This is a genomic window from Curtobacterium sp. KBS0715, assembly GCF_005938005.2.
GTDB classification, from domain to species: Bacteria; Actinomycetota; Actinomycetes; order Actinomycetales; family Microbacteriaceae; genus Curtobacterium; species Curtobacterium flaccumfaciens.
The window spans coordinates 2,787,519-2,812,727 of the sequence record NZ_VCCA02000001.1 but is presented as its reverse complement, the minus strand read 5'-3'; the positions used below and the strand labels follow the sequence as shown (position 1 = coordinate 2,812,727).

The window sequence follows — 25,209 nt, the reverse complement described above, 5'->3', positions numbered from 1 at the left end:
CGTCCTTTCTCGGTGCGGATTGCTCGGCCGATCCTAGGAGGATCCGGGCCGGAAGTCGGTCAGGCGTGCGGGTGTCCGGCGGCTACATCGACGGATGTCGGTTCACGACGCAGTGCGCGACGATGTGCAGCGCGCCGTCGCGGACGGTCTCGGTGTACGGGCCGATGCGCTGCAGGGCACTCCAGGCCGTCGGGCCGAGGCTGCGCCGGGGCACCCCGCGGGACTCGATGACGACGGGCACGTCCATGGTGTCGTCGCTGACCGGATGGCCGTCGGAGCCGATCGGGCCGAGCGTGACGGAGACGACGGGCATGCCGGGCTGGGCGGTTCGGCCGTCGCCGACCATCTGCCAGATCGCCTGCAGCAGCCCGTCGCGCTGGGTGGGGGAGAGGTGCCCCGCCAGGGCGGTCGGGTCGGCGACGCTCACCGAGCGACCGAGGTGGTCGGACTCGGTGATCGCGTGGTACAACCACGTCTCGCGACGGCCCTCGATCAGGTGCAGGCGGAGCTCGGTGGCGAGCGACGCGGCGACGGAGCTCGAGGCGTCGGACAGCGGCAGCGGGTCGGTGCCGTTGGCGACGGCGTCGAGCAGCTTCTCGGCGGCCAGGTCGAGGCGGGCGAGCTCGTCCGAGGCGAGCATGCCGACGGCGAACTGCGGCGCCTGCACGTTGCTCTGCACGAGCACCCGGTCGAGTTCGCGCTGCACGAGCTGGCGGAACCGCTGCACGACGTACAGCGCGAGCGACGGCGGCACCACGACGAGCGACAGCAGGGACACGATGCCGGGCATGGTGTCGTTCGTGATCGGCGTCGACACGACGGCCATCACGATGAACGCGATGCCGAGCACGCCGATGGCGACGGCGACCTCACGGGCGGGTCGGAGCGTGGCGATCGGCAGCAGGGCGAAGCCCGCGGCCATCGACGCGGTCGCGGTGTGCGCGATGTCGTGCTCGGGCCAGATGCCGATGAAGTCGAGCGTGACCACGCACGCCAGCACGACGCAGATCAACGCGAAGGCCGGTCCGGTCAGCCGTTCGCCGTAGGTCAGGACGCTGAGTCCGACCCCGACGGCGGCGACGACGTAGAGCCCCCAGGCGACGGCGGGCAACCACGGGTCGGAGTACTCGTTCCAGCGCACCAGGAAGAACGCGATGCCGGCGACGGCCTCGATCGCGGTGAGGACCGCGGCGCCGAGGCCGAGGTAGCCGGCACCGAGCGATGCGCCGGGCTTCGCGGCCTGCCGCAGGGACCGGGCGCCGGTGGACGTGGACGGGAGCCCTCTGGCCTGGCGACGTTCGCTCGTGCGGTACCGCTCGCGCGCCTCGCGGCGGGTGCGGGGTGCCGGCGGCGCGGTCTCGCCGGGCAGACGGCGGCCGATGGTGTCCTCGGGGACCCGGGTCATCGCGGTGCCTCCAGGACGACGGTGGTGCCGGAGCCCGGCGCGGAGAAGAGCTTCGCGTCGCCGCCGACCTCGCGCAGGCGGTTCACGACGCTCTCCTTGAACCCGAGTCGCTCGGCACTGACGGTGGTGAGGTCGAAGCCGACGCCGGAGTCGGTGACCATCGCGCGGACGACCTCGTTGTCGTGGACGATCGTGACGTGGGCTTCGCCAACGCCGGCGTGCCGACGGACGTTCTCGAGGCACTCACCGAGGGCGAGCAGGAACGCGTCGAGCACGTTCGACGGCAGCAGGACCTGCCCGGTGCCGTGCCAGCTGACCTCGAGCCCCATCCGGCCGAAGCGCTGCTTGACCGACTCGAGGGTCTGCCCGAGCGGTGACTCCTCTTCGCGGGTGAGCGAGTAGTCACCGGACTGCGAGGGCTGCGGGGTCGCACCGAGGCGCAGGTGCCGCAGCAGTCGGGCGTCCTCGGCGGCCTGCTCGCGCATCGCCTGCTCGGAGACGCCGACGCCGGAGTGCGCCAGCAGCGTCAGGGTCGCGAGCACGGTGTCGTGCAGCAGGCGGGCACCCTGGCGGCGCTGCGCCTCGGTCTCGCTGGCCTGCCGTTCGGCGCGGTGGGCGGTGCCGATGCTGTAGATGCGGCGGGCGACGCGGGGGATGCTGCGTGAGATCCAGATCGCCACGACGGCCATCAGGATCCACCCGAGCAGTGCGCCGCTGACCGGGGTCGACAGGAGCGAGCCCGACCCCCAGACCATGAGCACCACGACGGCGCCGCCCCCGGCGATGGTGATGCCGAGACCGACCGGGTGCCCGCGCTGTGCCATCAGCGGTGCCGAGAGCCCGCCGGCGGCCAGGGGCATCACGGCGCTGGCGACGAGGGGCCTGGCCGAGTCGTCGACGCCGGTGAAGAGCAGCACCATCGTGGCGAGCCCGGCGACGACGATGGCGGCGGTCCACCACACCTCGCCGCCGCGACCGAAGCACACGAGGGCGGTGATCATCGCGGCGATGCAGAGGAGTGCGCCGATGAGGGGCGGCGTGGGCACGGCGGCGGCGGAGAGGATGCCCACGACGCTGACGAGCGCGCAGACGATGCCCACGACACGGGTCGCCGACCGCAGCAAGCGGTCGCGTTCCTGTGCGATGAAGTCCATCGATGTCCTGGTTGGTGACGATCTGGGTGGTGCGGGAAACCGAGCGTCGGTCAGTGCCGGGCTCCACGCCATCATTCCACGCGCGCCACCCGTTGGGGGGTCTTCGGCGCGCCGCGGCGGCGGCAGGCCCCGCTCAGGACTCCAGCAACCGCCGCAGGTGCGCCCCGACCTGCTCGTGCTCGATGAGGAACCCGTCGTGTCCGAACTCACTCTCGATCACCGCTGCGGTGTCCCCGTCGAGCGCGTCCGGCACGCCCGCGGCGATCCGGTGCTGGTCCTCGACGGGGAACAGCCGGTCGCTCGAGATCCCCACCACCAGGGTCCGTGCGGTCACCAGCCCGAGGGCGGCCGACACCCCGCCGCGACCGGCACCGACGTCGTGCGAGTCCATCGCGTACGTCAGCGTGACGTAGCTCGAGGCGTCGAACCGCCGCGTGAACTTGTTGCCGTGGAAGTCGAGGTAGCTCTCCACCGAGAACCGGCCGTCGTCGCCGAGCGGGGAGACGTCGCTCTGCCAGGACCGCGCAAAGCGGCTGTTCAGCTCGTCCGAGGCGCGGTACGTCATGAGCGCCATCCGCCGGGCCAGCGACAGGCCCCGGTGCGGTCCCTCGCCGGCCTCGGCCTCGAAGTAGTCGCCGCCGGCGAACGCCGGGTCCATCTGGATCGCCGCCCGCTGCAGTGAGTTCGCCGCTATCTGGTCGGCGGTGGTCTGCGCCGTCGACGCCAGGACCGCCAGCCGCTGCACGCGCGCGGGGTGGGAGACCGCGAACTCGAGGGCGTGCATGCCGCCCATCGACCCGCCCACGACGGCCGCGAAGGTCTCGATGCCGAGCCGGTCGGCGAGCTGCGCCTGCACCTCGACCTGGTCGCGCACCGTCACGAACGGGAACCGAGCGCCCCACTCCGCGCCCGACGGCGACACCGACGACGGCCCGGTGGTGCCCTGGCAGCCGCCGAGCATGTTCGGCGCGATCACGAACCACCGGTCGGTGTCGATCGCCCGCCCGGGCCCGACGACGTCGCCCCACCAGCCGGCGGTGCGGTGGCCCGGGCCGGCGGCACCCGCGACGTGCGAGTCCCCGGTCAGCGCGTGCAGGACGAGCACCGCGTTGTCGCGGGCGGCGTTGAGCGTGCCCCACGTCTCGTACGCCACGCGCACGGACGGCAGGCGGCCGCCGCGCACCCACTGCTCGCCGAGGGACTCGAAGTGGCGTGCACCCGGGTGGTCACCGGGACGCCAGGCACCGGTCACGGGCGGCTTGCCGAGGGTGCCGAGTTCGGTGCCGGGCACCAGGGTGGACGGCACGGAGTCCTCGGGGGTCGTCTGCCAGTCCATCGTGCGTCCAGTCTGCCGGGAGGCGCGGGTCGCCGCCGCCGTGTTACGTCACGCCCGGCGCGTGGCCGGCCTTCGGACCGCGCTCGCCGTTCCGTGCGTGCGCATGTTCCGACATCGTGCGCGTCGTTCGACTCGTGGATCGTCGCACCATGCGCACGCACCGGATGCGTGTGCAACGAGCGACGTCCCACGCGTCGATCGACACGTGGGACGTCGCAACATGCACGCGCATCGCCAGGCAGGCAGGCCCCGCGGGCTCTACGCGCGCTGGCTCTCCTGCGCGATCGCCCGGGCCGCGGCGAGCCCGGCCTCGAGGTCGGCCTTCAGATCGGCGATGTTCTCGATGCCGACCGACAGGCGCACCAGGCCGGGCGTGACCCCGGTGGTGAGCTGCTGCTCGGGGGTGAGCTGCGAGTGCGTGGTCGACGCCGGGTGGATGACGAGCGAGCGGACGTCACCGATGTTCGCCAGGTGCGAGAAGAGCTGCAGGTTGTCGACGAACGCCTTGCCCGCGGTCACCCCGCCCTTGAGCTCGAACGACAGCACGGCGCCGACGCCCTTCGGCGCGTACCGGTTCGCGGCCGCGTACCAGGGCGACGTCGGCAGCCCGGCGTAGGCGACGGTGGCGACGTCGGGGTGCTGGTCGAGCCACTCCGCGATCTCCTGCGCGTTGGACACGTGCCGCTCGATGCGGAGCGACAGGGTCTCGATGCCCTGCAGCAGCGCGAACGCAGTGTCCGCCGAGTTCGACGCACCGAGGTCGCGGAGCAGCTGCACGCGGGCCTTCACGATGTACGCGAGCTCGTTGCCGACCGCCTCGGCGAAGACTGCACCGTGGTACGACGGGTCGGGCGTGTTGAACTCCGGGAACCGGTCGGCGTGCTGCGACCAAGCGAACTTCCCGCCGTCGACGATGATCCCGCCGATGACCGTGCCGTGGCCACCGAGGAACTTCGTGGCCGAGTGCACCACGATGTCGGCGCCGTGCTCGAACGGACGGATCAGGTACGGCGTCGCGATCGTGTTGTCGACGATCAGCGGGACGCCGGACTCGTGGGCGACGTCGCTGACGCCCGTGATGTCGAGGACGTTGATCTTCGGGTTGCCGATGGTCTCGGCGAAGAACAGCTTCGTGTTCGGGCGGACCGCGCGGCGCCACTCCTCGAGGTCGTCCTGGTCCTCGACGAACGTCGTCTCGATGCCGAGCTTCGCCAGCGTGTACTTGAACAGGTTGTACGTGCCGCCGTAGATCGACGACGACGACACGATGTGGTCACCCGCCCCCGCGATGTTCAGCACCGCGTACGTCTCGGCAGCCTGGCCGGACGCGACGAGCAGGGCCCCGGACCCGCCCTCGAGCGCGGCGATCCGCTGCTCGACGACGTCGTTCGTCGGGTTCATGATCCGGGAGTAGATGTTGCCCGGCTTGGCGAGCGCGAACAGGTCGCGTGCTTCGTCCGAGTTCGCGAAGACGTACGAGGTCGTCTTGTAGATCGGCGTCGCTCGGGCGCCCGTGGTCGGGTCCGGCTGTGCGCCGGCGTGGACCTGGGTGGTCTCGAACTGCCACTGCGCGGCGTCGTGCTCGGTCATCTTGGTGCTCCTGTCCGGTGCGGCTGGTCGTCGGGTCGCCCTGCGCTCGGCCCGGAGGCTCGGCGCTGCTGTGCGTCGGGTGTCACGGTACGCAGGTGGTCGGGCCCGCACCACCGCACCCGCCTCGGGACGTAACGCGCGCGCCCGACGCGCCACGGGCCTCCCGGCCAGGAAATGTCACGCGTCGCGGCGGAACAGCCAGTCGACCTTCGGTTCGAGCAGCCACCGCATCCCGCGCCGTACGAAGGGCTGCGCCAGGAACAGGCTGACGACGCACGCGATGCCGACCATGAGGAGCACGAACGGCCAGGCCGAGTGCTCGCCGGCCAGGACGCCGGACTCCCGGATCGGGTAGAGGACGAACGTGTGGAGCAGGTAGACGTACATCGTCGCGGCGCCGAACTGTGTGATCCAGACGTTCCGACGGGGGATGAGCACCAGGAACGACGCCGTCAGCAGGGTCGCGAGCAGCATCAGGCCGAAGCGCACCGCACCCGCCCACCAGGCATCCTCGCCGAGCCCCGAGTAGGAGTCGTCGTAGAAGAACCAGTGGTGCAGGTCGAACTCCTTGAACTGCGGGATCCAGACCGCGCACGACACCGCCCACGCGGTGAACACCACGACGGCGGCGATCCGCACCCGGACGACCGTGCGACGGGACGCCTCGTACCAGCGGTCGAAGACGCCCCACTGCTTGACCTGCCACCCGAGCAGGAAGAACGGCAGCAGGCTGATCGCGCGGGACAGCGAGAGCGTGGAGTCGACGTTGTCGAAGTAGCCGACGCCGATGCTGAACACGACCGCCCAGAACAGCGGCCACCGCAGCTGCGCCAGGTACGGCAGGATCAGCTTGAAGATGCCCAGGGCCAGCAGGAACCACAGGGTCCACGTCGGCTTCGTCGGGTTGAAGTCCTTGCCGCCCTCGACGATGCCCTGCACCACGGTCCAGATCGTCTGCATGATGATGTACGGCACCACGATGTCCGTGATCGTCCGGCGCATCCGCTTCGCCGTCGGGGTGTCCGCCGACGAGAAGTACCCGCTGATCACGCCGAACGCCGGCATGTGGAACGCGTAGATGAACGTGTAGAGGGCCAGGGCGTGCTCGCTCGCCGGCGTCTGCCGCTGGATCGCGTGCCCGATGACCACGAGCGTGACCGCGACGAACCGCGCGGTGTCCCACATCGGGATCCGGCGCGGGGCTCGACCGGGCTCGAGCTGCGTCGCCGGGGCCGAGGGGGCGGGAGGGGCGGCATCCGTCGTCATCGCCGATCACGTTACCGGATCGTGATCTGGACGGCCCGGTGCGGTGCCGGAAGCGTCCCGCTCGGTACGGTGGTCGGACCGGGCCACCACGCGCCCCGGTCACCGACGCAGGAGGCAGATCACATGGCAGCACGGCGCGCAGTCGTCACCGGAGCGAGCTCGGGCATCGGGGCGGCCACCGTCCGGCTGTTCCGGTCGCGGGGCTGGGACGTGCTCGCCGTGGCCCGCCGCGCCGCGAAGCTCGAGGCGCTCGCCGCGGAGACCGGGGCCGACACCCTGGTGGCTGACATCACGGACGCCGACGACGTGGCGGCGCTCGCCGCGCGCGTCGCGGACCTCGGCGGTGCCGACGTGCTCGTGAACAACGCCGGTGGGGCGTTCGGTTCGGCGAGTGTCGAGGAGTCCGACGTCGACGACTGGCGCGCCATGTTCGAGGTCAACGTGATCGGCACGAAGCGCGTCGTCTCCGCGCTGCTGCCGCACCTGCGCGACCGTGCTCGCGCGTCCGGGGGAGCGGACATCGTCACGGTGACCAGCACCGCCGGGTTCGTCGCGTACGAGAACGGTGGCGGCTACAACGCCGCGAAGTTCGCCGAGCACGCCCTGGTCGGCGCACTCCGGCTCGAGCTGAACGGCGAGCCGATCCGCGTCGTCGAGATCGCGCCGGGCATGGTGAAGACCGACGAGTTCGCACTCACCCGGTTCCGCGGGGACGAGCAGAAGGCCGCCGCGGTGTACGACGACGTGCCGGAGCCGCTCGTGGCCGACGACGTCGCCGAGGCGATCGTGCACGCGGTGGAGCTGCCGGCGCACGTGAACCTCGACCTCGTGACGATCCGGCCGGTGGCGCAGTCGGCGCAGCACAAGCTCGCACGCGGCCCGCTGACGCCCCGCTGAGCAGACCCCGCGCCGCACCCGCGCCCGACCCGCGCAGCGCCCCACGCCGGACCCACGCCGGACCCGCGCAGCGCCCGGGCGGCGGCCGCGGGTCGCGGGCGTGGGCTCCCTGCCGGTACCGTGGTCGGATGCCGATCAGCAGCGAACCCGAGCCCGCGGCTCCGTCCACCGTGACCGTGACGAGCGGGCCCGAGGTACTCGGCTGGCTGGAGTTCGGTGACGCCGCACGCCTGCTCGCCAAGGACGTCCTGTCCAGCGGCTTCGAGCCCGAGGTCGTCGTCGCCGTCGCCCGCGGCGGACTGATCATCGCCGGCGCCGTCGCGTACGCCCTCGGTACCAAGGAGTGCGGCTCGATCAACGTCGAGTTCTACACCGACGTCGAGCAGCGGCTGGAGGAGCCCGTCGTGCTCGCCCCCGCCCTCGACGCCCCGAGCCTGGCGGGCAAGCGGGTCCTCGTCGTCGACGACGTGTCGGACTCCGGCCGCACCCTGCGCCTGGTGGTCGACATCATCCGGAACGCCGGTGCCGACGTCCGGAGCGCCTGCCTGTACTCGAAGCCCGGCACCGTCCTCGAGCCCGACCACGTGTGGCGTCGGGTCGACGGCTGGATCACGTTCCCGTGGAGCGCCCTCGCCCCCGTGACGGCCGAGTCGTGAGCATCCACCTGGTCGGCGGCGGTCTGTTCGCCGCTTCGGACGCCGCAGCGCCGTTCCTCGCCGAGGCCACCGCCCGTTCGGCAGCGGTGGGCCGGAGCGTCCCGCGCATCGCCCTGCTCTCCGTGGCGGGCCCGGACGGCGGCAGCCCGTCGTCGACCGCCGACATCGCCGAGGTCCTCGGCGGCCCGCGCACGGCCGAGGTGCTCGTCACCGAGGTCGCGGCCGGTCAGGTCTTCGACACCACCGTCCTGAGCGACGTCGATGCCCTGGTGGTCGGTGGCGGCGTCACCCCCGACTACCTGGCGGCGATCGCCCCGCTCGTCGACCAGCTCCGGCTGCTCGTCTCCGACGGACTTCCCTACCTCGGCTACTCGGCCGGTGCGATGATCGCCGCCGACCGTGCCCTGGTGGGCGGCTGGCGCATCGGCGGCGTCGAGATCTGCCCCGAGGCGGCCTCCGAGGGGCTGGACGAGGTCGAGCTCCGCGAGGGCCTCGGCCTGGTCGACCTGACCATCGACGTGCACGCGGTGCAGGCCGGCACCCTCGCGCGGCTCATCGCAAGCGCCGAGGCCGAGTTCGTCACCGCCGGACTCGCGATCGACGAGGACACCACGCTCGTCGTCGGCGAGGGCGCGCTCGAGGTCCGCGGGACCGGCAGCGTCTGGCGCGTGATGGCCGGCGAGGAGTCGGTGGCCGTCGCCACCATGGGCGCGTAGCCGACGTGGAACCACGGCCGCTCGCCGACCTGGTCGACCCCGGCTGGGCTGAGGCCCTCGCACCCGTCGAAGCCGACGTGCACCGGATCGGCGCATGGCTGCGGGACGAGACCACTGCGGGCCGCCACTACCTGCCCGCTGGCGGCGACGTGCTGCGCGCCTTCACGAGCCCGTTCGACGCGGTCAAGGTGCTGGTCGTCGGGCAGGACCCGTACCCGACGCCCGGCCACCCGATCGGCCTGTCGTTCGCGGTCGACCCGGCCGTCCGTCCGGTGCCGCGCAGCCTGGCGAACATCTACCGCGAGCTCGCCGACGACCTCGGGGTGACGCCGCCGCAGCACGGTGACCTGCGGGCCTGGTCCGACCAGGGCGTCCTGCTGCTCAACCGGGTGCTCACCGTGCAGGCGGGCGAGGCCGGCAGCCACCGCGGCAAGGGCTGGGAGGCGGTGACCGACCAGGCCGTCCGCGCGCTGGTCGCCCGTGGCACCCCGCTCGTCGCCGTGCTCTGGGGCGCCCAGGCCGGGTCGGTGCGACCGCTCCTCGGCGACACCCCGGTCGTCGCCTCGGCCCACCCGAGCCCGCTCAGTGCGTCGCGCGGGTTCTTCGGCAGCCGCCCGTTCTCGCAGGTGAACGCGCTGCTCGAGTCGCAGGGCGCACCGCCCGTCGACTGGACGCTGCCCGCTCAGTAGGCTCGGCACGTGCTCGAGGAGGAATACCAGCGACGGCGGGTCCTGCCGCGACACCTGCGTGCCCCGGCTGCGACCGAGACCGCCTTCGAGTACCGCATCCGTGCGGCCGAGGTGGGGGACCTGCCCCACGTGCGCGAGATCCACACGCACTACGTCCGCAACTCGTCGGTGACCTTCGACCCGGCGGCGTTCACGTACGCCGCGTGGAAGAAGCGCTACGACGACATCCGGAAGCGCCGCCTGCCGTTCCTGGTGGCGGAGAACCCCGCCGGGCAGATCCTCGGGTACGCCCTGGTCGACGCCTGGAACCCGCGCGACCGCTCGAACCACGTGGTCGAGGACTCGATCTACCTCGGTGCCGCGTCCGGTGGCAAGGGGCTCGGCCGCGCGCTGATGGAGGCGCTGCTCGACGAGTGCCGCTCGGCCGGCGTGCGCGAGGTCGTCGCCGTCATCGCGGACCGCCAGGCGGAGGCGTCGATCCGGCTGCACGAGCGGCTCGGCTTCGAGGAGGTGGGCCGGATGGGCAAGGTCGGCTACAAGTACGACCGCTGGCTCGGCACCGTCACGATGCGGCTCCGCCTGCACGGCCCGCGGCTGTTCGCACGACGACGCTGACGGAACCGACGCGGTCGACGCGCGTCACGCAGGCGAACCTGGGCAGGGCGGACGGGAGGCCCGTGGCGGGCCCGGCACGGGCCTCCAGGCCGTCCCCTGGTCGCGCCGGACCGCCGTGGTCGGGTCAGTCCGCCGGGGCCTCGGTGACGAACTCGTCGCGGGTCACGCGGAGCAGCGCGGTGGCCGCCGCCGCCGCCGCGTCCGCGTCACCGTCGACCGCTGCGCGCCCGACGGCATGGTGCCGGAGCGCCGCCTCGCGCGTCCAGCGCGTGATGGGATCGCGCGACTCCGAGGTGCGGGTGCGGAGCAGGGCCTCGACCGTGCCGGCGAAGTGCGCGAACACGGCGTTCCCCGACCCGGCGAGCAGTGCACGGTGGAAGCGGACGTCGGCCTCCAGGTAGGCGCGGCTGTCCTCGCGCCCGCAGGCGTCGAGCATGTCCTCGGCGGCGGCGAGCACGGCGTCCGCGCCCTCGGAGCCGGCGGTCAGGGACGCCGCGACCGGTTCGACGCCGAGCCGGAGCTCGACGAGCTCCCGCTGCTGCACGAAGTACGCCGGTGAGGTACCGCGCCACCGGATCACGGTGGGGGCGAGCAGCTCCCACGCGGTGATGTCGCGGACGAGCGTGCCGACCCGCTGCCGGGGCTCGACCAGGCCGAGAGACTGCAGGACGCGCAGGGCCTCGCGGACGACCGAGCGGGACACCCCGAACTCGTCGGCCACCAGTTCGGGTCGGACGACGGCGCCTGTGGCCAGGTCGCCGTCGACGATCCGCTGGCCCAGGGTGTCGAGCACGTGGGCGTGCAGTCCGCGTGCGGTGGGCATCGTTTCCTCCGTGCAGTACGGGTCACGCGGTCGTTGTGACGCCGGTCCCATCGAAGCGGCAGACTCCGGGGACGGGCGGTTGGCGCGCGGGACGACGTCGTATAGTCTGATTAATCAGATTATTGAGGGTCGGCGTTCGTCGCGCCAGTCCACCCTCGACACGAAGGCGACGGAGCCGCGCAGCAGCGACTCCAGGAAGGGGCGCTGATGCCTCACGCTCTCCCGGACCACCTGCTCGCCGCGGGTGGCACCACCGAGACGGTCGACCCGTCCGGTTCGATCCCGCAGCTGATCATCGCGGCGCTGGTCGGCATCGTGGTGATCATCGCGCTCATCACATGGCTGAAAGTGCACCCGTTCATCGCGCTCACGATCGGCGCGCTCGGCGTCGGCATCGGCGCGGGCCTGGCGCCGGACAAGGCGGTCACGAGCTTCGGCGACGGCTTCGGCGCGACCATGACGAGTGTCGGCATCCTGGTCGGGCTCGGGGCGATGTTCGGCAAGATGCTCGTCGACTCGGGCGCAGCGGACCGCGTCGTGGACACCCTGGTGCGGAAGTCGTCGAAGGCGGCGCTGCCGTGGACGATGGCCCTGATCGGTGCGCTGATCGGGCTGCCGATGTTCTTCGAGGTCGGCCTCGTCCTGCTCATCCCGATCATCGTGCTGGTCGCCAAGCGGAGCGAGGTGCCGATCATGAAGATCGCCGTCCCCGCCCTGGTCGGCCTGTCGACGATGCACGCGTTCGTCCCGCCGCACCCCGGCCCGCTCGTCGCGATCTCCACCGTCGGTGCGAACCTCGGCACCACGCTCGCCTTCGGCATCGTGCTGGCGATCCCGGTGATCATCCTGGCCGGGCCGCTCTTCGCCCGGTTCGCGGCCCGCTGGGTCGACATCCCGGTCCCCGACATGTTCGGGTCGCGTGGGGCGGTCGCGACCGCCGGGCCGGGTTCGGGTTCGGGGTCGGGTTCCGGGTCCGCCTCCTTCGCCGACGACCCGGCACACCCCGGACGGGAGGCCCGGCGCGGCCCCGCCACGCAGGACACCGCGTCCCTGCCCAACGGCAAGAGCGACTTCACGCGCGTCATCAGCGAGCCGCGCAGCCCGTCGTTCACCGTCGCCCTGATCGGCATCCTGCTGCCGGTCGTGCTCATGCTCGCCCAGGCGATCCGTGAGGCCACCGCCCCCGACGCCGCCGGCTCGTGGGTGAGCCTGCTCGACTTCCTCGGTTCGCCGATGATCGCCATCGGCATCGCGGCCGTCTACGCGATGGTCTTCTTCGCGATCGGCGGTGGCATGGACCGCTCGGCGGTGTCGAAGTCGCTCGAGAGTGCCCTGCCCCCGATCGCCGGGGTGCTGCTCATCGTCGGTGCCGGCGGTGGCTTCAAGCAGGTGCTCATCGACACCGGGATCGGCGGCGTGATCGCCGACGCCGTCAAGGACTCCGGCGTCTCGGTGCTGCTCGTCGCCTGGGTCGTCTCGGCATTGGTCCGCGTGGCGACCGGGTCGGCCACGGTCGCCACCGTGACCGCCGCCGGCATCATGGCGCCGATCGCCGCCGACCTGTCGACGCCGATGACGTCGCTGCTCGTGCTCGCGATCGGTGCAGGCTCCGTGTTCCTGTCGCACGTGAACGACGCCGGGTTCTGGCTGGTGAAGGGGTACCTCGGCACCACGGTGGGGCAGACGTTCAAGACGTGGACGGTGCTCGAGTGCCTCATCTCGGTGTTCGGTCTGCTCGGGGTCCTGCTGGCCGGGGTGTTCATCCGATGAGCGGCGCAGCAGACCTCGGTCCGGCCGCAGCTGCCGGGGCGGCCGACACCGGGCTGGACGCACGTGTCCTGGTGGTGATGGGGGTCTCCGGGTCCGGCAAGTCGACCGTCGCCGCCATGGTGGCGGAGCAGGTCGGGTGGGAGTTCGCCGAGGGCGACGCCATGCACCCGCCGGCGAACGTCGACAAGATGCACGCCGGCACCCCGCTCACCGACGAGGACCGCTGGCCGTGGCTCGACGTCGTCGCCGGCTGGATCCGCGGACACCTGGACGCCGGCACGAACGGCGTCGTGACCTGCTCGGCCCTGAAGCGCTCGTACCGCGATGTGCTGCGGGCCCCCGGCGTGGTGTTCGTGCACGTGGCCGGTGACGGCGCGCTCATCGAGGAGCGGATGTCGCAGCGTTCCGGGCACTTCATGCCGACGTCGCTGCTGCAGTCGCAGCTCGCCACGCTCGAGCCGCCGCAGCCCGACGAGGCCCACCTGACGATCGCCGCCGACCGCACCCCCGAAGAGGAGAGCGCCGAGGTCGTGGCGCGGCTCGGACTGGTCCGGATCCCGAGAGCCTGATCCGCGGAACCGATGCTCAGCTGAACTGGATCGGGGTGCCGACGGGCAGCGCAGCCAGGGTCCGGGTCATCTCCGCCGAGATCCGGACGCAGCCGTGCGAACTGCCGGTCGGGTCCGGGTAGTAGTGCAACGCGGTCAGCGCAGCGTTGCCGCCGTACGACGGGATCCGGGACGAGTGCGCCCCGCTCAGGATGATCGGGTTGCCCTGCGTGTACGCGAGGCGGGTGTCGACGTACGCCGCCTCGACGTAGGTGGCGGTGTCGGCCGGCGTGGGGTCCTCCGGCGTCCCGAGCCGGGCCGCCTCGGTCGCGGTGACCTTTCCCGACCGGGTGACGACGGACACGGTGCTGGCGGCGACGTCGACCCGGATCATCCGGTCCGTCCCCGTCACGGTGAAGTCGGCCGCCCGGGCCCAGGCGAACGTCGCACTCGGCGCGTCCGGGTCGCCGCCGTCACCGGGGGTGCGGTTGCGGGACGGCGTCGACACCAGGAGCATCCCGCCGTCCTGGCCGGGGGAGCGACCCCACACCGCGGTCGCCGCGGGTCGGTTGATCGTCGACACCAGGTGGGACAGGGTCGCCACCGGTCGGGCGCGGCTGGACGGGCTCGCGTACAGGGCGACGAGCGGCGTGCGCGGGGTCGCGATCTGCCAGGTGTCCACGGGCTCCACGTCCCCGCCGTCGAGCAACTGCGGCACGACGGCGTCGTGGAACGCCAACGGCAGCGCGGCCAGGGTCGCGTCGGACGGTGCGGCGGGGACGGCCGCGAGCGTCGGGGTCGGCGTGGCGCTCGGGATCGGAGTCGTCGTCGCCCGCGCCGCCCGGGTCGGCTCCGGTGCCGGCGACCCGACGGTCACCCCCACCACGACGGCGGCGACGGCGAGCACCACCACCCCGGCGGTCGTCGCGATCCAGGTGCTGCGTCGCATGGTGCGTCCCCCTCGGTCGATCCGTCAGCGTTCGGTGACGGTGCCGCCCTCGACCCGCCACTGCCGGTCGAGTCGGACGGTCTCCAGCATGCGCCGGTCGTGTGTGACGAGCAGCAGGGTCCCGTCGTAGGACTCCAGCGCCTGCTCGAGCTGCTCGATCGCGGTCAGGTCGAGGTGGTTGGTCGGCTCGTCGAGCACGAGCACGTTCACCCCGCGGGCCTGCAGCAGTGCGAGCCCGGCCCGGGTGCGCTCGCCCGGGGAGAGCGCCGAGGCCGGTCGGCCGACGTGGTCCGCCTTCAGCCCGAACTTCGCGAGCAGCGTCCGGACGTCGGCGGTGGTGTACTCGGGCACGATCGCCTCGAACGCCGCCGCCAGGGGCTGGTCGCCGGTGAACGCCGCACGCGCCTGGTCGACCTCGCCGACCGCCACGCTGGAGCCGAGCGACGCCGTGCCCGTCGTCGGTGCCTGCTTGCCGAGCAGCGCCCGCAGCAGGGTCGACTTGCCGGCGCCGTTCGGACCGGTGATGCCGATCCGGTCACCGCCGTCGACCTGCAGCGAGACCGGGCCGAGGGTGAAGTCGCCCTGGGTGAACGTGGCGTCCGACAGCGTCGCGACGACGGCCGACGACCGGGGTGCACTGCCGATCGTGAACTCGAGCTGCCACTCCTTGCGCGGCTCCTCGACCTCGTCGAGCCGGGCGATGCGGGACTCCATCTGCCGGACCTTCTGCGCCTGCTTCTCGCTCGACTCCGAGGCGGCACGGCGGCGGATCTTGTCGTTGTCCGGGCTCTTCTTCATGGCGTTCCGGACACCCTGGCTCGACCACTCGCGCTGCGTCCGGGCCCGCGAGACCAGGTCGGCCTTCGTCGATGCGAACTCGTCGTACGCGTCACGCTTGTGCTGCCGGGCGATCTCGCGCTCCTCGAGGAACGAGTCGTACCCGCCGCCGAACAGCCGGTTCGACGACTGTGCCAGGTCGAGCTCGAGCACCGAGGTCACCGAGCGCGCCAGGAACTCACGGTCGTGGCTGACGAGCACCACCCCGCCGCGCAGCCCGCGCACGAACGCCTCGAGCCGGTCGAGGCCGTCCAGGTCGAGGTCGTTGGTCGGCTCGTCGAGCAGGACGATGTCGAACCGCGAGAGCAGCAGCGCGGCCAGCCCGACGCGGGCGACCTGCCCACCGGACAGCGCGGTCATCAGGGAGTCCGGGCCGACGCCGTCCACACCGGAGTCGCCGGTGCCGGGTTCGAGGCCGAGGTCGGCGAGCACCGCCGGGATCCGGTCCTCCAGGTCCGCGGCACCCGCGGCGAGCCAGCGGTCGAGCGCCGCCGAGTACCGGTCGGCCGCTGCGTCGCCGGCATCGGGGTCGCCGAGCGCCGCCGCCGCTGCGTCCATCGTCGTCGTCGCCTCGGTGCAGCCGGTCCGCCGCCCGAGGTACGCCGCGACGGTCTCGCCGACGATGCGCTCGTGCTCCTGGGGGAGCCACCCCACGAACGCGTCCGTCGGCGCCAGGGACACCGTGCCGGCCAGCGGCTCGTCGACCCCGGCCAGCAGCCGGAGCAGCGTGGACTTGCCGGCACCGTTCACGCCGACGACCCCGATCACGTCGCCCGGCGCCACCGTCAGGTCGAGGGAGTCGAACAGCGTGCGAGCGGCGTACCCGCCGGACAGGCCCTTGGCGACGAGCGTGGCGGTCATGCGCCCATCGTCCCACGCGGAGCGGGCACCCCACGTGCAGCAGACTGGGCCGATGGACTCCTGCGTCTTCTGTGCCGTGATCGCCGGTGACGAACCCGCCGTGTGGGTCGAACGCGAGGAGCACGCCGTCGCCTTCGCACCCCTGCCCGACTCGGCGCTGGCTCCCGGCCACACCCTGGTCGTGCCGGTCGAGCACACCGCCGACCTGCTCAGTGCCGCACCCACGGCGCTCGCCGCCACCACGGCCCTGGCGCAGCGTGTCGCCCGTGCGATGAAGGGGGCCCTCGGCGCGACCGGGACCGTCGTGCTGCAGGCATCGGGTGCAGACGCCGGCCAGAGCGTGCCGCACCTGCACCTCCACGTCGTGCCGTGCTGGCCGGACGACGCCACGACGCACTGGCCGGAGCGACGATTGGCGCACGTGGTCGACGGTGACCCGCACGCGCTCCTCGCCGAGATGTTCGAGTAGTCGCCCGAGCAGACCCTGCCCGGCCCGCCGCGACCCTCAGCCCCGCGGCGTCAGCCGACCCGCACCCACCGGCAGCAGCCCGCCCCGGTAGTCCAGCGCCGTCGCGCCGCCGACCGACACCGAGGCCGCCCCGAACCGCCACGCTCGGTTGAACAGGTACACGCCGATCACCGTGTCGCCGTCGTCCGGCACCGCCCACGTGCCGGTGCCCCACTGGGCCGGGTGCCCCACCCCGTCGACGGTGACGGTCGGCCGGGCGAACCAGGCGAACAGGGGCCGGACGAGCCGGAGTTCGATCCGGCGCTTCGTCGTGCCGGAGGGGAGAGTGGTGTCCACCGTCGAAGGATACGGGCCACCGTCGCCTAGGCTCGGAGCCGTGTTCGAACTCCACCACCTCTCCGCACAGGAACTCTGGGACTGGATCCGCCGGGGCGAGGCGACCGCCCTCGAGGTCACCGAGCACTACCTGTCCCGCGTGGAACGCCTGGACGCCGGACTCGGCGCCTTCGTGACGGTCACCGCGGACGCTGCCCGTGTCCGAGCCGATCGCCTCGGCCACCTGGTGCCGACGTCGAGACCGTTGTGGGGCCTCCCGTCCGCCGACAAGGACCTGTACGACCGCGCCGGGGTCCCCACGCGGAACGGCACCGCGAGTCTGCCGGAGCGGCCCGCGTCGGCCGACCACCCGCTCGTCGCCGCGCTCGACGCGGCCGGCACCGTCAGCCTCGGCAAGACCGCGTCACCGGAGTTCGGCATGTCCTCGTCGTCCGAGACCCGGCTCGGCGTGACGCGGAACCCCTACGACACCACGCGCGCGCCGGGCGGGTCGTCGAGCGGTGCCGCCGTCGCCGTCGCAGCCGGACTCGTGCCCGCCGCGGTCGGGTCGGACGGCGGCGGATCGGTGCGGATCCCCGCCGCGGCGACCGGCCTGGTCGGGCTGAAGCCGAGCCGCGGCCGCGTGCCGTCGATGCCCGGCCGCTCCGGCGTCGGCGGTCTGTCCGTCGCCGGGCCGCTCACCCGGTCCGTCGCCGACGCCGGTATGCTGCTCGACGCGCTGGTCGCGCCGACCGGGCTGCCGGAGCCGTCGCCGTACGCGCTCGTCACCCCCGACGTCGGCGAGGGGCCGTTCACCGCGGCTGCCGTCCGCGGCGAGGGCCGGTTCGTCGTCGGGGTGCTCGACGGCTCGCCGTGGGACGACACCGTCGACGTGGTCGTCGACCCCGCGGCCCGGGCCGCCGTGGAGACCGCCGTGCGGGTGCTCGGCGAGGTCGGGCACGGCGTCGAGGACGTCCGGATGCCCCGCGTGCCGTACGCCGACGCGTTCCGGGTGGCGTGGGAGAGCTCGGCCGCCCGCCTGCCGCAGGTGCCCGGCATCGACCTGTCGTCGCTGACCCCGCTCGTGGCGTGGCTCGTGGCCCGCGGGCAGTCGCTGTCCGGCACGCAGGTCCTCGACGCGATGTCGACGCTCGACTCCTTCTCGACGACGCTCATCGGCGCGTTCGACCGGTTCGACGCGGTGCTCACGCCGACCCTCGCGATGACGCCGCGGCCCCTCGGCTGGTACGGCGACGACCCGGACGAGGACTTCCGCCGCCAGTGCGCGTACTCGCCGTGGACGTCGATGGCGAACGTGTCCGGGCTCCCCGCGATCACCCTGCCGGTCGGCGTGACCGAGGACGACCACCCCGACGGTGGCGGGCTCCCGATGGGCGTGCAGCTGATCGGGCGCCCCGGCGGCGAGCGCGTCCTGCTCGCGATCGGCGCGCAGCTCGAGCGCCGGTTGCGCTGGCAGCGGCGGCACCCGGCTGCCTGGACCGCCTGACGGCGGGCCCCGGCGGCTCCGGTGCGCGGGGCGCGGGCGCTCGGCGCACCGTGTGGCGGGGCGCGCACGGTGCGGTTTCCTGCGCGTGGTGCTGCGTTGCTTGCTCGGTGCGGCCTTGTAGGCCGCCTCCGTGCGGGCAAGCCCGCACGGAGTGGCGGGGCGCGCACGGTGCGGTTTCGTGCACGTGGTGCGGCGTTGCTTGTTCGGTGCGGCCTTGTAGGCCGGCTCCGTGCGGGCAAGCCCGCACGGAGTGGCGGGGCGCGCACGGTGCGGTGGACTCGTGTGCGTCTGGTCTGGAGGCGCGGGGCGGGCCGGTGCCGTGCCTCCTGTCTGTCGCACGGTGCAGTTTCGTGCATGCGGTGCGGCGTTGCTTGCTCGGTGCGGCCTTGTAGGCCGGCTCCGTGCGGGCAAGCTCGCACCGAGTGTCGGAGCGCGCACGGTGCGGTGGACTCGTGTGCGTCTGGTCTGGAGGCGCGGGGCGGGCCGGTGCCGTGCCTCCTGTCTGTCGCACGGTGCAGTTTCGTGCATGCGGTGCGGCGTTGCTTGTTCGGTGCGGCCTTGTAGGCCGGCTCCGTGCGGGCAAGCTCGCACCGAGTGTCGGAGCGCGCACGGTGCGTCCCGCCCCGTCCCGCCCCGTCCCGCCCCGCTCAGCCCCGCCCCGCCTACGGCAGCGTCGGCGCCGCCGCCACCAACGCCCGCGTCACCGGGTGCTGCGGCGCGTCGAGGAGCGACACCGGCCCGTGCTCGACGATGCGGCCGTCGGACATCACCGCGACCGTGTCGCACAGCCGCTGCACCACGCCGATGTCGTGCGACACCAGCACGAGCGTCAGCCCGAGGTCGTCGGCGAGCGACCGGAACAGCTCGATCACCCGAGCGCGGACGACCACGTCGAGGGCACTCATCGGCTCGTCGCCGAACAGGATCCGGGGCGAGTGCACCACGGCCCGGGCGATCGCGATCCGCTGTCGCTGCCCGCCGGAGAACTCGTGCGGGTACCGGTCGACCGTGTCGGCGGGCAGGTCGACGCGCTCCAGCACGGCACGGACCAGGTCGTCGTGCGAGCCCGGGACCCGCAGGGCCCGCAGCGGCTCGGCGACGATCGCGCCGACGCGCATCCGCGGGTCGAGGGACGCGTACGGGTCCTGGAACACCACCCCGGTCTCGCGACGGAACCAGCGCAACGCACGCGCGGACCGGGACGCGACCACCGGACGGCCGGAGGCGGCGACGGTGCCTGCGGAAGGGGCCTCCAGGCCGGCGAGCAACCGGACCAGCGTGGACTTGCCGGATCCCGATTCGCCGACGATGCCGAGCCGTGCGCCGGGGGCGACCATCAGGTCGACACCGGCGACGGCGGTGCGGACCGGACCGGGCTCGAACGGGCCGCGGCGGGGGAGCCGGTAGGTGCGGTGGAGACCGGTGGCCTCGAGGACGGGGAGGGTCACGGGGCGGTCCTCCTGGCGGTGGCACGTGCGGCGTCGACGAGCGCGGCGGTGGCGGGGTGCTGTGGTGCGGCGAGCAGGTCCGCGACGCGGCCCTGCTCGACCACCCGGCCGGCGTCGAGCACCACGGTGGTGTCGGCGATGCGCGCGAGCACGGCGAGGTCGTGGGTGACGAACACCATGCCCGCCGGCAGGTGCTCGAACAGGTCGAGGATGCGGGCCTCGGTGGTGACGTCGAGCGCCGTGGTCGGCTCGTCGGCCACCAGGTACGACGGCTCGCCCGCCATCGCCATCGCGATGCAGATCCGCTGTCGCTGCCCGCCGGACAGCTGGTGCGGGTACTGCCGCAGCAGCGACTCCGGATCGGGCAGGCCCACGGACGCCGCCAGGTCGACGGCTGCCGCGCGGGCCGCACGCCGGTCGAGCCCGCGGTGGAGCCGGAGCGGCTCCGCGATCTGCGCGCCGACACGGCGCAGCGGGTCGAGCGCGGTCCCCGGCTCCTGGAACACCATCGCGATGCCCGACCCACGGTGCCTCGCGCGCTCGCGGTCGGGCAGGCCGACGAGTTCGGTGCCGTCCAGGCGGACGCTGCCGGTCACGACGGCGCCGGTGGGCGCAAGGCCCATCAGGACGAGCGAGGTCATCGACTTGCCGGATCCGCTCGCGCCGATCACGCCGACGCGCTGGCCGGGAGGCACGGTGAAACTGACGTCGTCGAGGATCGTCCGCCCCGTGATGCGGACCGACAACCCGCGCACCTCGAGCCCGGAGGCTGCGGTGGCGTGAGCGGTGCCGGTGCCGGTGGCGGTGCCCGTGCCGGTGGCGTGGTCGGCGCCGGCTGCGTCGGCGGTGCCGGCTGCGTGGTCGGTCATGCGGTCACCCCCGGCGTGGTCGTCGCCGGGTCGGCGCTCCGGTCGCTCGCGGTGCCGTCGGCCGTCGTGCCGTCGGTCGTCGTGCGATCGCTCGTCGTCAGCCGCGGGTCCGAAGCGTCACGCACCGCGTCGCCGAGCAACGACAGTGCCGCGACGACGATCGCGATGGCGGCTCCCGGCCAGGTCGCACTCCACGGGTGGACCCCGATGTAGGTCTGCAGGTCGGACAGCAGGCTGCCCCACGACGCGGTGTCCGACCCGGCGCCGTAGCCCAGGTAGGACAGCCCGGCCTCGGCGAGCACGGCCGTGGCCATCGCAAGCGACAGCTGCACGGTGAACAGCGGCGCCGCGTTCGGCACCAGGTGACGGAAGAGCACCCCGGCACCGCCGACGCCGGACGCCCGGGCCGCGGTCACGTAGTCGCTGCGGGCGATCCGCCGGATCTCACCGCGGGCCACGCGGGCGATCGTCACGCCGAAGGACAGCCCGACGCTGACGATCACCACGCCGAGCGACCCGCCGAACACCGCGGTCAGGAGCATCGCGGTGAGCAGGGTCGGGAACGCCACCAGGATGTCGAGCAGGACCGCGGTGCCCTCGCGCACCCAGCGGGCGGTGAGCGAACCGATCGCGGTGAGGACGATCCCGACGACGCTCGCGATCACCCCCGAGCCGACGGCGACGAGCACGGTGGTACGGGTGCCGGCGAGCAGGTAGCTCGCGATGTCGCGGCCGGCGGCGTCGGTGCCGAACCAGTGCGCGGCGCTCGGCCCCTCCCACTGGTGGAACGGGTCGGCGCGGAACGGGTTCTGCGGTGTCCAGACGAGCGACACGGCGGCGAGCACGAGCAGCAGGCCGAGCACGACGACGGCGAAGACGCCGGTCGGTCGGGACACCAGGCGGCGGATCATCCCTGCACCTCGCGCTGTCGGGGGTCGAGGGTGCGGTGCACGACGTCGACGGCGAACCCGACGAGCAGCACGAGTCCGGTGAGCACGAGCAGTTCCGACTGCACCTTCGTGATGTCGCGGCGGCCGACGTCGGTCACGAGCATCCGGCCCACCCCGGGCAGGGAGAACAGCTGCTCGACGACGACGGCACCGACGAGCAGCCCGGCGATCTGGACCCCGAGCACGGCGAGCACCGTGAGGGCGACGCTCGGCAGGCCGTGGCGGAGCAGCGCCTGCGTGCGGGTGAGCCCGACGGCGGCGGCGGTGCGCAGGTGGTCGGCGTCGAGGACGGACAGTGTGGCGGACCGGGTGAACCGCAGGATCACGGCGCCCTCGACCGCACCGATCGTCAGCGCGGGCAGCACGAGCGACGCGAACGCCCGCCCGGGTTCCGACCAGCCGTCGAGCGGGAAGCCCTGCGTCGGCAGCCAGTGCAGCGTCACCGCGAACAGGGCGACGAGGAGCATACCGGCCCACACGACGGGAACGGCGGCGACCGCCTGCGCCGCGAACCCGATCACCGCACCACCCGGGCGGCGACGGAGCACCGCGGCGACCACCCCGAGCGGGACGCCGATCACCAGCGCGGTCGCCAGCGACATCGCGGCGAGCGGCAGGGTGATCGCGAGCTTCTGCGCGATCTCCGGCGCGACGGCGCCGTTCGTCACGAGGGAGCGGCCGAGGTCACCGCGGAACACCCCAACGATCCAGTCGAGGTACTGCACCACGACGGGCCGGTCGAGTCCGAGCTGCTGCCGGAGCTGTTCCACCTGCGCGGGGGTCGACTGCGTGCCGGCGACGACCTGGGCGACGTCACCGGGCAGCACGCGGAGCGTGGCGAAGATGATGACGCTCGCCACGAGCAGGCCGACGACGAGCAGGAGCACCCGCCCGATGAGGAACCGGGTCACGACACCGATGCTACGGGGACGGACACCCCGCCGCGGCCGCTCCGGTTCACTTGACCGCGAGCTTCGCCAGGTCGAGGCGGGAGTTCCCGCCGTCGACCGGGAAGCCCGTCACGCCGGAGCGCACCGCGGTGATCTCGGTCGCCGTGTACAGCCACTCGCCGGCCGCGTCCTCGCTGACGATGCGTGCCGCCTTCCGGAGTGCCTCCGTCTTGGTGGCCTCGTCGGTCGCCGCGATCGACTGGGCGTAGAGCGCCTGCACCTTCGCGTTGTCGTACCCGAAGTAGTAGTCCGGGTTCGCCCAGTTGCCGAAGTCACGGGCCTCGACGTGGTCGACCATCGACAGGTCGAAGTCCCGCTCGCCGGTCTTCGGTGCCTGGAACACCGAGGACAGCCAGGTGGCGAAGTCGACACGCTTGACCGTCAGGGTGATCCCGACGTCGGCGAGCTGCGACTTCAGCACGTCGCCGATCGTGGTCGGGTAGATGTTCGCGTAGGTGAGCGTCAGCTTCAGGTCCTGCTGGCCGGCGGCGGCCAGGAGCTTCTTGGCGTTCGCGGGGTCGTACGCGTCGATGTCGGTGAGGTCCTCGTAGCCGGGGTCGAGCTCCGGGATCGGGCCGCCCTGCTCCACACCGGTGCCGCCGATCGCCTTGATGAGCGCCTTCGCGTCGATCGCCTGCCGGATGGCCCGGCGCACGCGCTCGTCCGTGAACGGTTCCTTGCGGTTGTTGAACGCCAGCGTGTACTTGTCGGTCGTCTTGCCGCTGTGCAGCGCGATGTCGGCGTTGCCCTGCAGCTGGCTCTTGAGCGTGCCGTCGACCGGGTTCAGGACGTCGAGGTCACCGTTCGCCATCGCGTTGACGGCGGTCGACGGGTCCGTGATGTACCGGAAGACGATCTTCGCGACCTTCGCCTTCGTGCCCCAGTAGTCCTCGTTGCGGTCGAAGGTGAGCGAGTCGCCCTGCTTCCAGTCGGCCACCGAGAACGGACCGGTGCCGTTCGCGCTGTCGGACAGGTCGTTGTCCGCGGCCTTCTCGAGCACCAGGCCGGAGCGGCCGGTCAGGTTCCAGAGCAGGTCGGAGTCCGGCTTCGCCAGTTTCAGCACGACGGAGTCGTCCGACGGCGAGGTGATCGACGTGACCCCTGCGAGCTTGGCGGAGTCGACGTACGAGTCGTTCGACTTGACCTGCTCGAGCGACCACACGACGTCGGCCGCGGTGACCGGCTTGCCGTCCTGGAACGTCGTGCCGTCCCGCAGCGTGAACGTGTAGGTCAGGCCGTCGTCCGAGACCTCGTGCGACGAGGCCAGCACGTCACGGATCTCGCCGTCGGCGGTCCGGCCGACGAGCCCCTGGTACACGTTGTCGATGAGCACCTGGTCGAGCGCCGCCCCGGACTGGGTGCGGATGTCGAGACTCGTCGGCTCGAGCACCAGCCCGACGCGCACCGTGGCGTCCTTGCCGCCGGTGGTGTCGGACGAGCCGGAGCAGCCGGCCAGCGCCAGGGCGGAGACGACGGCGACCGCGGTGGCGGCGAGGGCAGCGCGCCCGATGCGCGAGGTGCGCGCGGTGCGACGGAGCAGGAGCGGACTCATGGGGTGGTGGGTTCCTTCCGGGCACGAGGGCTGGGATCGGGCCTCGCGCTCGCACGAGGGTACCGGCGGCTGGCGCCGTCCGGCGACGGTTCTTCGATCGGGTGCAACAATCCGTGCCGCTCGGCCCATGCCCGGATCGCCGAAGCCAGTTCGAGGGGCGCCTGGTTCTGCACCGCGTGCCGCGAGGTGACCGTCACGATCTCGGCGTCCGGCAGGCGTTCGGCGAACCCGGCGTGCAGCTTCGGGGAGACGTACCCGCGGTCACCCCGGACGAGCAGGATCGGCACGTGCAGTGCCTCGAGGTCCGGCCACGCATCGGCGAAGCGCCCCACCGACGACGTCCGCCCGGCGGGCAGGTGCGGGAAGTGGTGACGGCGCACGAGTCGCCCGTCCGCACCGAGGGCTGTCGTGTGCCGGGCCTCGCGCAGCAGCACCTGCCGGTCGTCGCCGACCCGCGCCTCGATCGCCCGGTCGACGACCTGCTCGAGCGATTCGAACGGCTCCTCGGCCTCGAGCGCGCGGGCGATCCGGTCCACCGCACGCTGCGCGAAGTCCGGCGACATGTCGACGAGCACGAGTCCGGTCACCCGCTCCGGCGCGGTGGCCGCGAGTCGAGCGGACAGGATGGCGCCGAGCGAGTGGCCGACGACGATGCCCGGCGGCACCGCGAGCGCGTCGAGCGCGGCGAGCACGCTCGGCGCCGTCGCGGTCGCCGCGTAGTCCGCGTCCTCCCGCCACGACGACCGGCCGTGGCCGGGCAGGTCGAGGGCGACCGCCGGCTCGCCCACGACGAGTGCCGTGGTGTCGAAGCTGTGGGCGTCGATGCCGAGCCCGTGCAGGTAGGTGATCCGGGCCTCCTGGCCGTCGTCGCCCCAGCGGATCGCGGAGATCTCCTGCCCGTCCGCGGTGCGGACCACCTGCCTGGAGGCGCGGAGCCGCGCGTCCACGCCGCTCGCGCTGGCGAGGGCGGGCAGGTCGGCGAATTCGTCGTCGGGGGCTTCGGACACGGGGACGATCCTCGCACCGTTCCGGGGGCC

The 25,209-nt window shown here is 72.8% G+C and carries 24 protein-coding genes; 9 read left to right on the top strand and 15 right to left on the bottom strand.

The annotated features are described in order from the left end of the window. Positions 1-82: 82 nt before the first annotated feature. The 5 genes from FFG40_RS13375 to FFG40_RS13355 all read right to left on the bottom strand — a co-directional run bounded on the left by FFG40_RS13375 (position 83) and on the right by FFG40_RS13355 (position 6,751). Positions 83-1,405, bottom strand: a complete 1,323-nt coding sequence (locus FFG40_RS13375) for a hypothetical protein (RefSeq protein ID WP_138803633.1) — start codon at positions 1,403-1,405, stop codon at positions 83-85. Continuing rightward, the gene (locus tag FFG40_RS13370; protein WP_111033735.1) at positions 1,402-2,559 is read right to left on the bottom strand and encodes an ATP-binding protein; all 1,158 of its coding nucleotides are present in this window, start codon (positions 2,557-2,559) and stop codon (positions 1,402-1,404) included. The genes FFG40_RS13375 and FFG40_RS13370 overlap by 4 nt, the downstream gene beginning before the upstream one ends. A 133-nt stretch (positions 2,560-2,692) precedes the next feature. After that, positions 2,693-3,895, bottom strand: coding sequence for a homoserine O-acetyltransferase (locus tag FFG40_RS13365; RefSeq protein WP_138803632.1), 1,203 nt, complete (start codon positions 3,893-3,895; stop codon positions 2,693-2,695). Positions 3,896-4,153: 258 nt separating this feature from the next. Next, complete coding sequence (locus FFG40_RS13360; RefSeq protein WP_071404574.1) at positions 4,154-5,485, bottom strand: bifunctional o-acetylhomoserine/o-acetylserine sulfhydrylase; 1,332 nt, start codon at positions 5,483-5,485, stop codon at positions 4,154-4,156. Positions 5,486-5,662: 177 nt separating this feature from the next. Next, positions 5,663-6,751: an acyltransferase family protein gene (locus FFG40_RS13355; protein ID WP_138803631.1), complete on the bottom strand. Its 1,089-nt coding sequence runs from the start codon at positions 6,749-6,751 to the stop codon at positions 5,663-5,665. 123 nt (positions 6,752-6,874) lie between these two features. Here FFG40_RS13355 and FFG40_RS13350 point away from each other — a divergent pair, with 123 nt between their 5' ends. From FFG40_RS13350 to FFG40_RS13330, 5 genes are all read left to right on the top strand, one after another. After that, a complete protein-coding gene (locus FFG40_RS13350) occupies positions 6,875-7,648 on the top strand; it encodes an SDR family oxidoreductase (protein ID WP_110895087.1) in 774 nt (257 codons plus the stop codon). Between the two features lie 128 nt (positions 7,649-7,776). Continuing rightward, positions 7,777-8,304: a phosphoribosyltransferase gene (locus FFG40_RS13345; RefSeq protein ID WP_051596753.1), complete on the top strand. Its 528-nt coding sequence runs from the start codon at positions 7,777-7,779 to the stop codon at positions 8,302-8,304. After that, on the top strand, positions 8,301-9,020 hold the full coding sequence (locus FFG40_RS13340; RefSeq protein ID WP_111056349.1) for a Type 1 glutamine amidotransferase-like domain-containing protein: 720 nt from the start codon (positions 8,301-8,303) through the stop codon (positions 9,018-9,020). The genes FFG40_RS13345 and FFG40_RS13340 overlap by 4 nt, the downstream gene beginning before the upstream one ends. Positions 9,021-9,025: 5 nt before the next feature. Then, a complete protein-coding gene (locus tag FFG40_RS13335) occupies positions 9,026-9,709 on the top strand; it encodes a uracil-DNA glycosylase (RefSeq protein ID WP_138803630.1) in 684 nt (227 codons plus the stop codon). A gap of 9 nt (positions 9,710-9,718) precedes the next feature. Further along, complete coding sequence (locus FFG40_RS13330) at positions 9,719-10,324, top strand: GNAT family N-acetyltransferase (RefSeq protein WP_138803629.1); 606 nt, start codon at positions 9,719-9,721, stop codon at positions 10,322-10,324. Between the two features lie 124 nt (positions 10,325-10,448). Here the strand turns inward: FFG40_RS13330 and FFG40_RS13325 are convergent, their stop codons facing one another. Then, a complete protein-coding gene (locus tag FFG40_RS13325; protein WP_185974186.1) occupies positions 10,449-11,147 on the bottom strand; it encodes a FadR/GntR family transcriptional regulator in 699 nt (232 codons plus the stop codon). Between the two features lie 207 nt (positions 11,148-11,354). Here FFG40_RS13325 and FFG40_RS13320 point away from each other — a divergent pair, with 207 nt between their 5' ends. Continuing rightward, positions 11,355-12,917, top strand: coding sequence for a GntP family permease (locus FFG40_RS13320; RefSeq protein WP_216852362.1), 1,563 nt, complete (start codon positions 11,355-11,357; stop codon positions 12,915-12,917). Then, the gene (locus FFG40_RS13315) at positions 12,914-13,486 is read left to right on the top strand and encodes a gluconokinase (RefSeq protein ID WP_138803627.1); all 573 of its coding nucleotides are present in this window, start codon (positions 12,914-12,916) and stop codon (positions 13,484-13,486) included. Before FFG40_RS13320 ends, FFG40_RS13315 begins: the two co-directional genes overlap by 4 nt. 16 nt (positions 13,487-13,502) lie before the next feature. Here the strand turns inward: FFG40_RS13315 and FFG40_RS13310 are convergent, their stop codons facing one another. Further along, positions 13,503-14,414, bottom strand: coding sequence for a L,D-transpeptidase (locus FFG40_RS13310; RefSeq protein ID WP_138803626.1), 912 nt, complete (start codon positions 14,412-14,414; stop codon positions 13,503-13,505). A 24-nt stretch (positions 14,415-14,438) separates the two neighbouring features. Then, complete coding sequence (locus tag FFG40_RS13305; RefSeq protein ID WP_138803625.1) at positions 14,439-16,112, bottom strand: ABC-F family ATP-binding cassette domain-containing protein; 1,674 nt, start codon at positions 16,110-16,112, stop codon at positions 14,439-14,441. 52 nt (positions 16,113-16,164) lie between these two features. Here FFG40_RS13305 and FFG40_RS13300 point away from each other — a divergent pair, with 52 nt between their 5' ends. Next, complete coding sequence (locus FFG40_RS13300) at positions 16,165-16,581, top strand: HIT family protein (RefSeq protein ID WP_185974185.1); 417 nt, start codon at positions 16,165-16,167, stop codon at positions 16,579-16,581. Positions 16,582-16,617: 36 nt separating this feature from the next. Here the strand turns inward: FFG40_RS13300 and FFG40_RS13295 are convergent, their stop codons facing one another. Next, positions 16,618-16,917, bottom strand: coding sequence for a hypothetical protein (locus tag FFG40_RS13295; RefSeq protein ID WP_027465808.1), 300 nt, complete (start codon positions 16,915-16,917; stop codon positions 16,618-16,620). Between the two features lie 40 nt (positions 16,918-16,957). Between FFG40_RS13295 and FFG40_RS13290 the strand changes: the two genes are divergently transcribed. After that, complete coding sequence (locus FFG40_RS13290) at positions 16,958-18,403, top strand: amidase (RefSeq protein ID WP_138803623.1); 1,446 nt, start codon at positions 16,958-16,960, stop codon at positions 18,401-18,403. A gap of 662 nt (positions 18,404-19,065) precedes the next feature. Here the strand turns inward: FFG40_RS13290 and FFG40_RS13285 are convergent. From FFG40_RS13285 to FFG40_RS13260, 6 genes are read right to left on the bottom strand one after another with little or no spacing between them, the layout of a single operon-like run. Beyond that, positions 19,066-19,851 (bottom strand): ABC transporter ATP-binding protein, encoded by a 786-nt coding sequence (locus FFG40_RS13285; RefSeq protein WP_138803622.1) that lies wholly within the window; start codon positions 19,849-19,851, stop codon positions 19,066-19,068. Then, the gene (locus FFG40_RS13280) at positions 19,848-20,720 is read right to left on the bottom strand and encodes an ABC transporter ATP-binding protein (protein ID WP_260678879.1); all 873 of its coding nucleotides are present in this window, start codon (positions 20,718-20,720) and stop codon (positions 19,848-19,850) included. The genes FFG40_RS13285 and FFG40_RS13280 overlap by 4 nt, the downstream gene beginning before the upstream one ends. After that, entirely contained in the window at positions 20,717-21,631 is a 915-nt protein-coding gene (locus FFG40_RS13275; protein ID WP_138803621.1) for an ABC transporter permease, read from the bottom strand. The genes FFG40_RS13280 and FFG40_RS13275 overlap by 4 nt, the downstream gene beginning before the upstream one ends. Then, positions 21,628-22,581 carry an ABC transporter permease gene (locus tag FFG40_RS13270; RefSeq protein WP_138803620.1) on the bottom strand — a complete coding sequence of 318 codons (954 nt, stop codon included), beginning with the start codon at positions 22,579-22,581 and terminating at the stop codon, positions 21,628-21,630. Before FFG40_RS13270 ends, FFG40_RS13275 begins: the two co-directional genes overlap by 4 nt. Positions 22,582-22,627: 46 nt before the next feature. Continuing rightward, positions 22,628-24,172, bottom strand: a complete 1,545-nt coding sequence (locus tag FFG40_RS13265; RefSeq protein ID WP_138803619.1) for an ABC transporter substrate-binding protein — start codon at positions 24,170-24,172, stop codon at positions 22,628-22,630. Continuing rightward, on the bottom strand, positions 24,169-25,179 hold the full coding sequence (locus FFG40_RS13260) for an alpha/beta fold hydrolase (protein ID WP_138803618.1): 1,011 nt from the start codon (positions 25,177-25,179) through the stop codon (positions 24,169-24,171). The genes FFG40_RS13265 and FFG40_RS13260 overlap by 4 nt, the downstream gene beginning before the upstream one ends. Between the last annotated feature and the right edge of the window lie 30 nt (positions 25,180-25,209).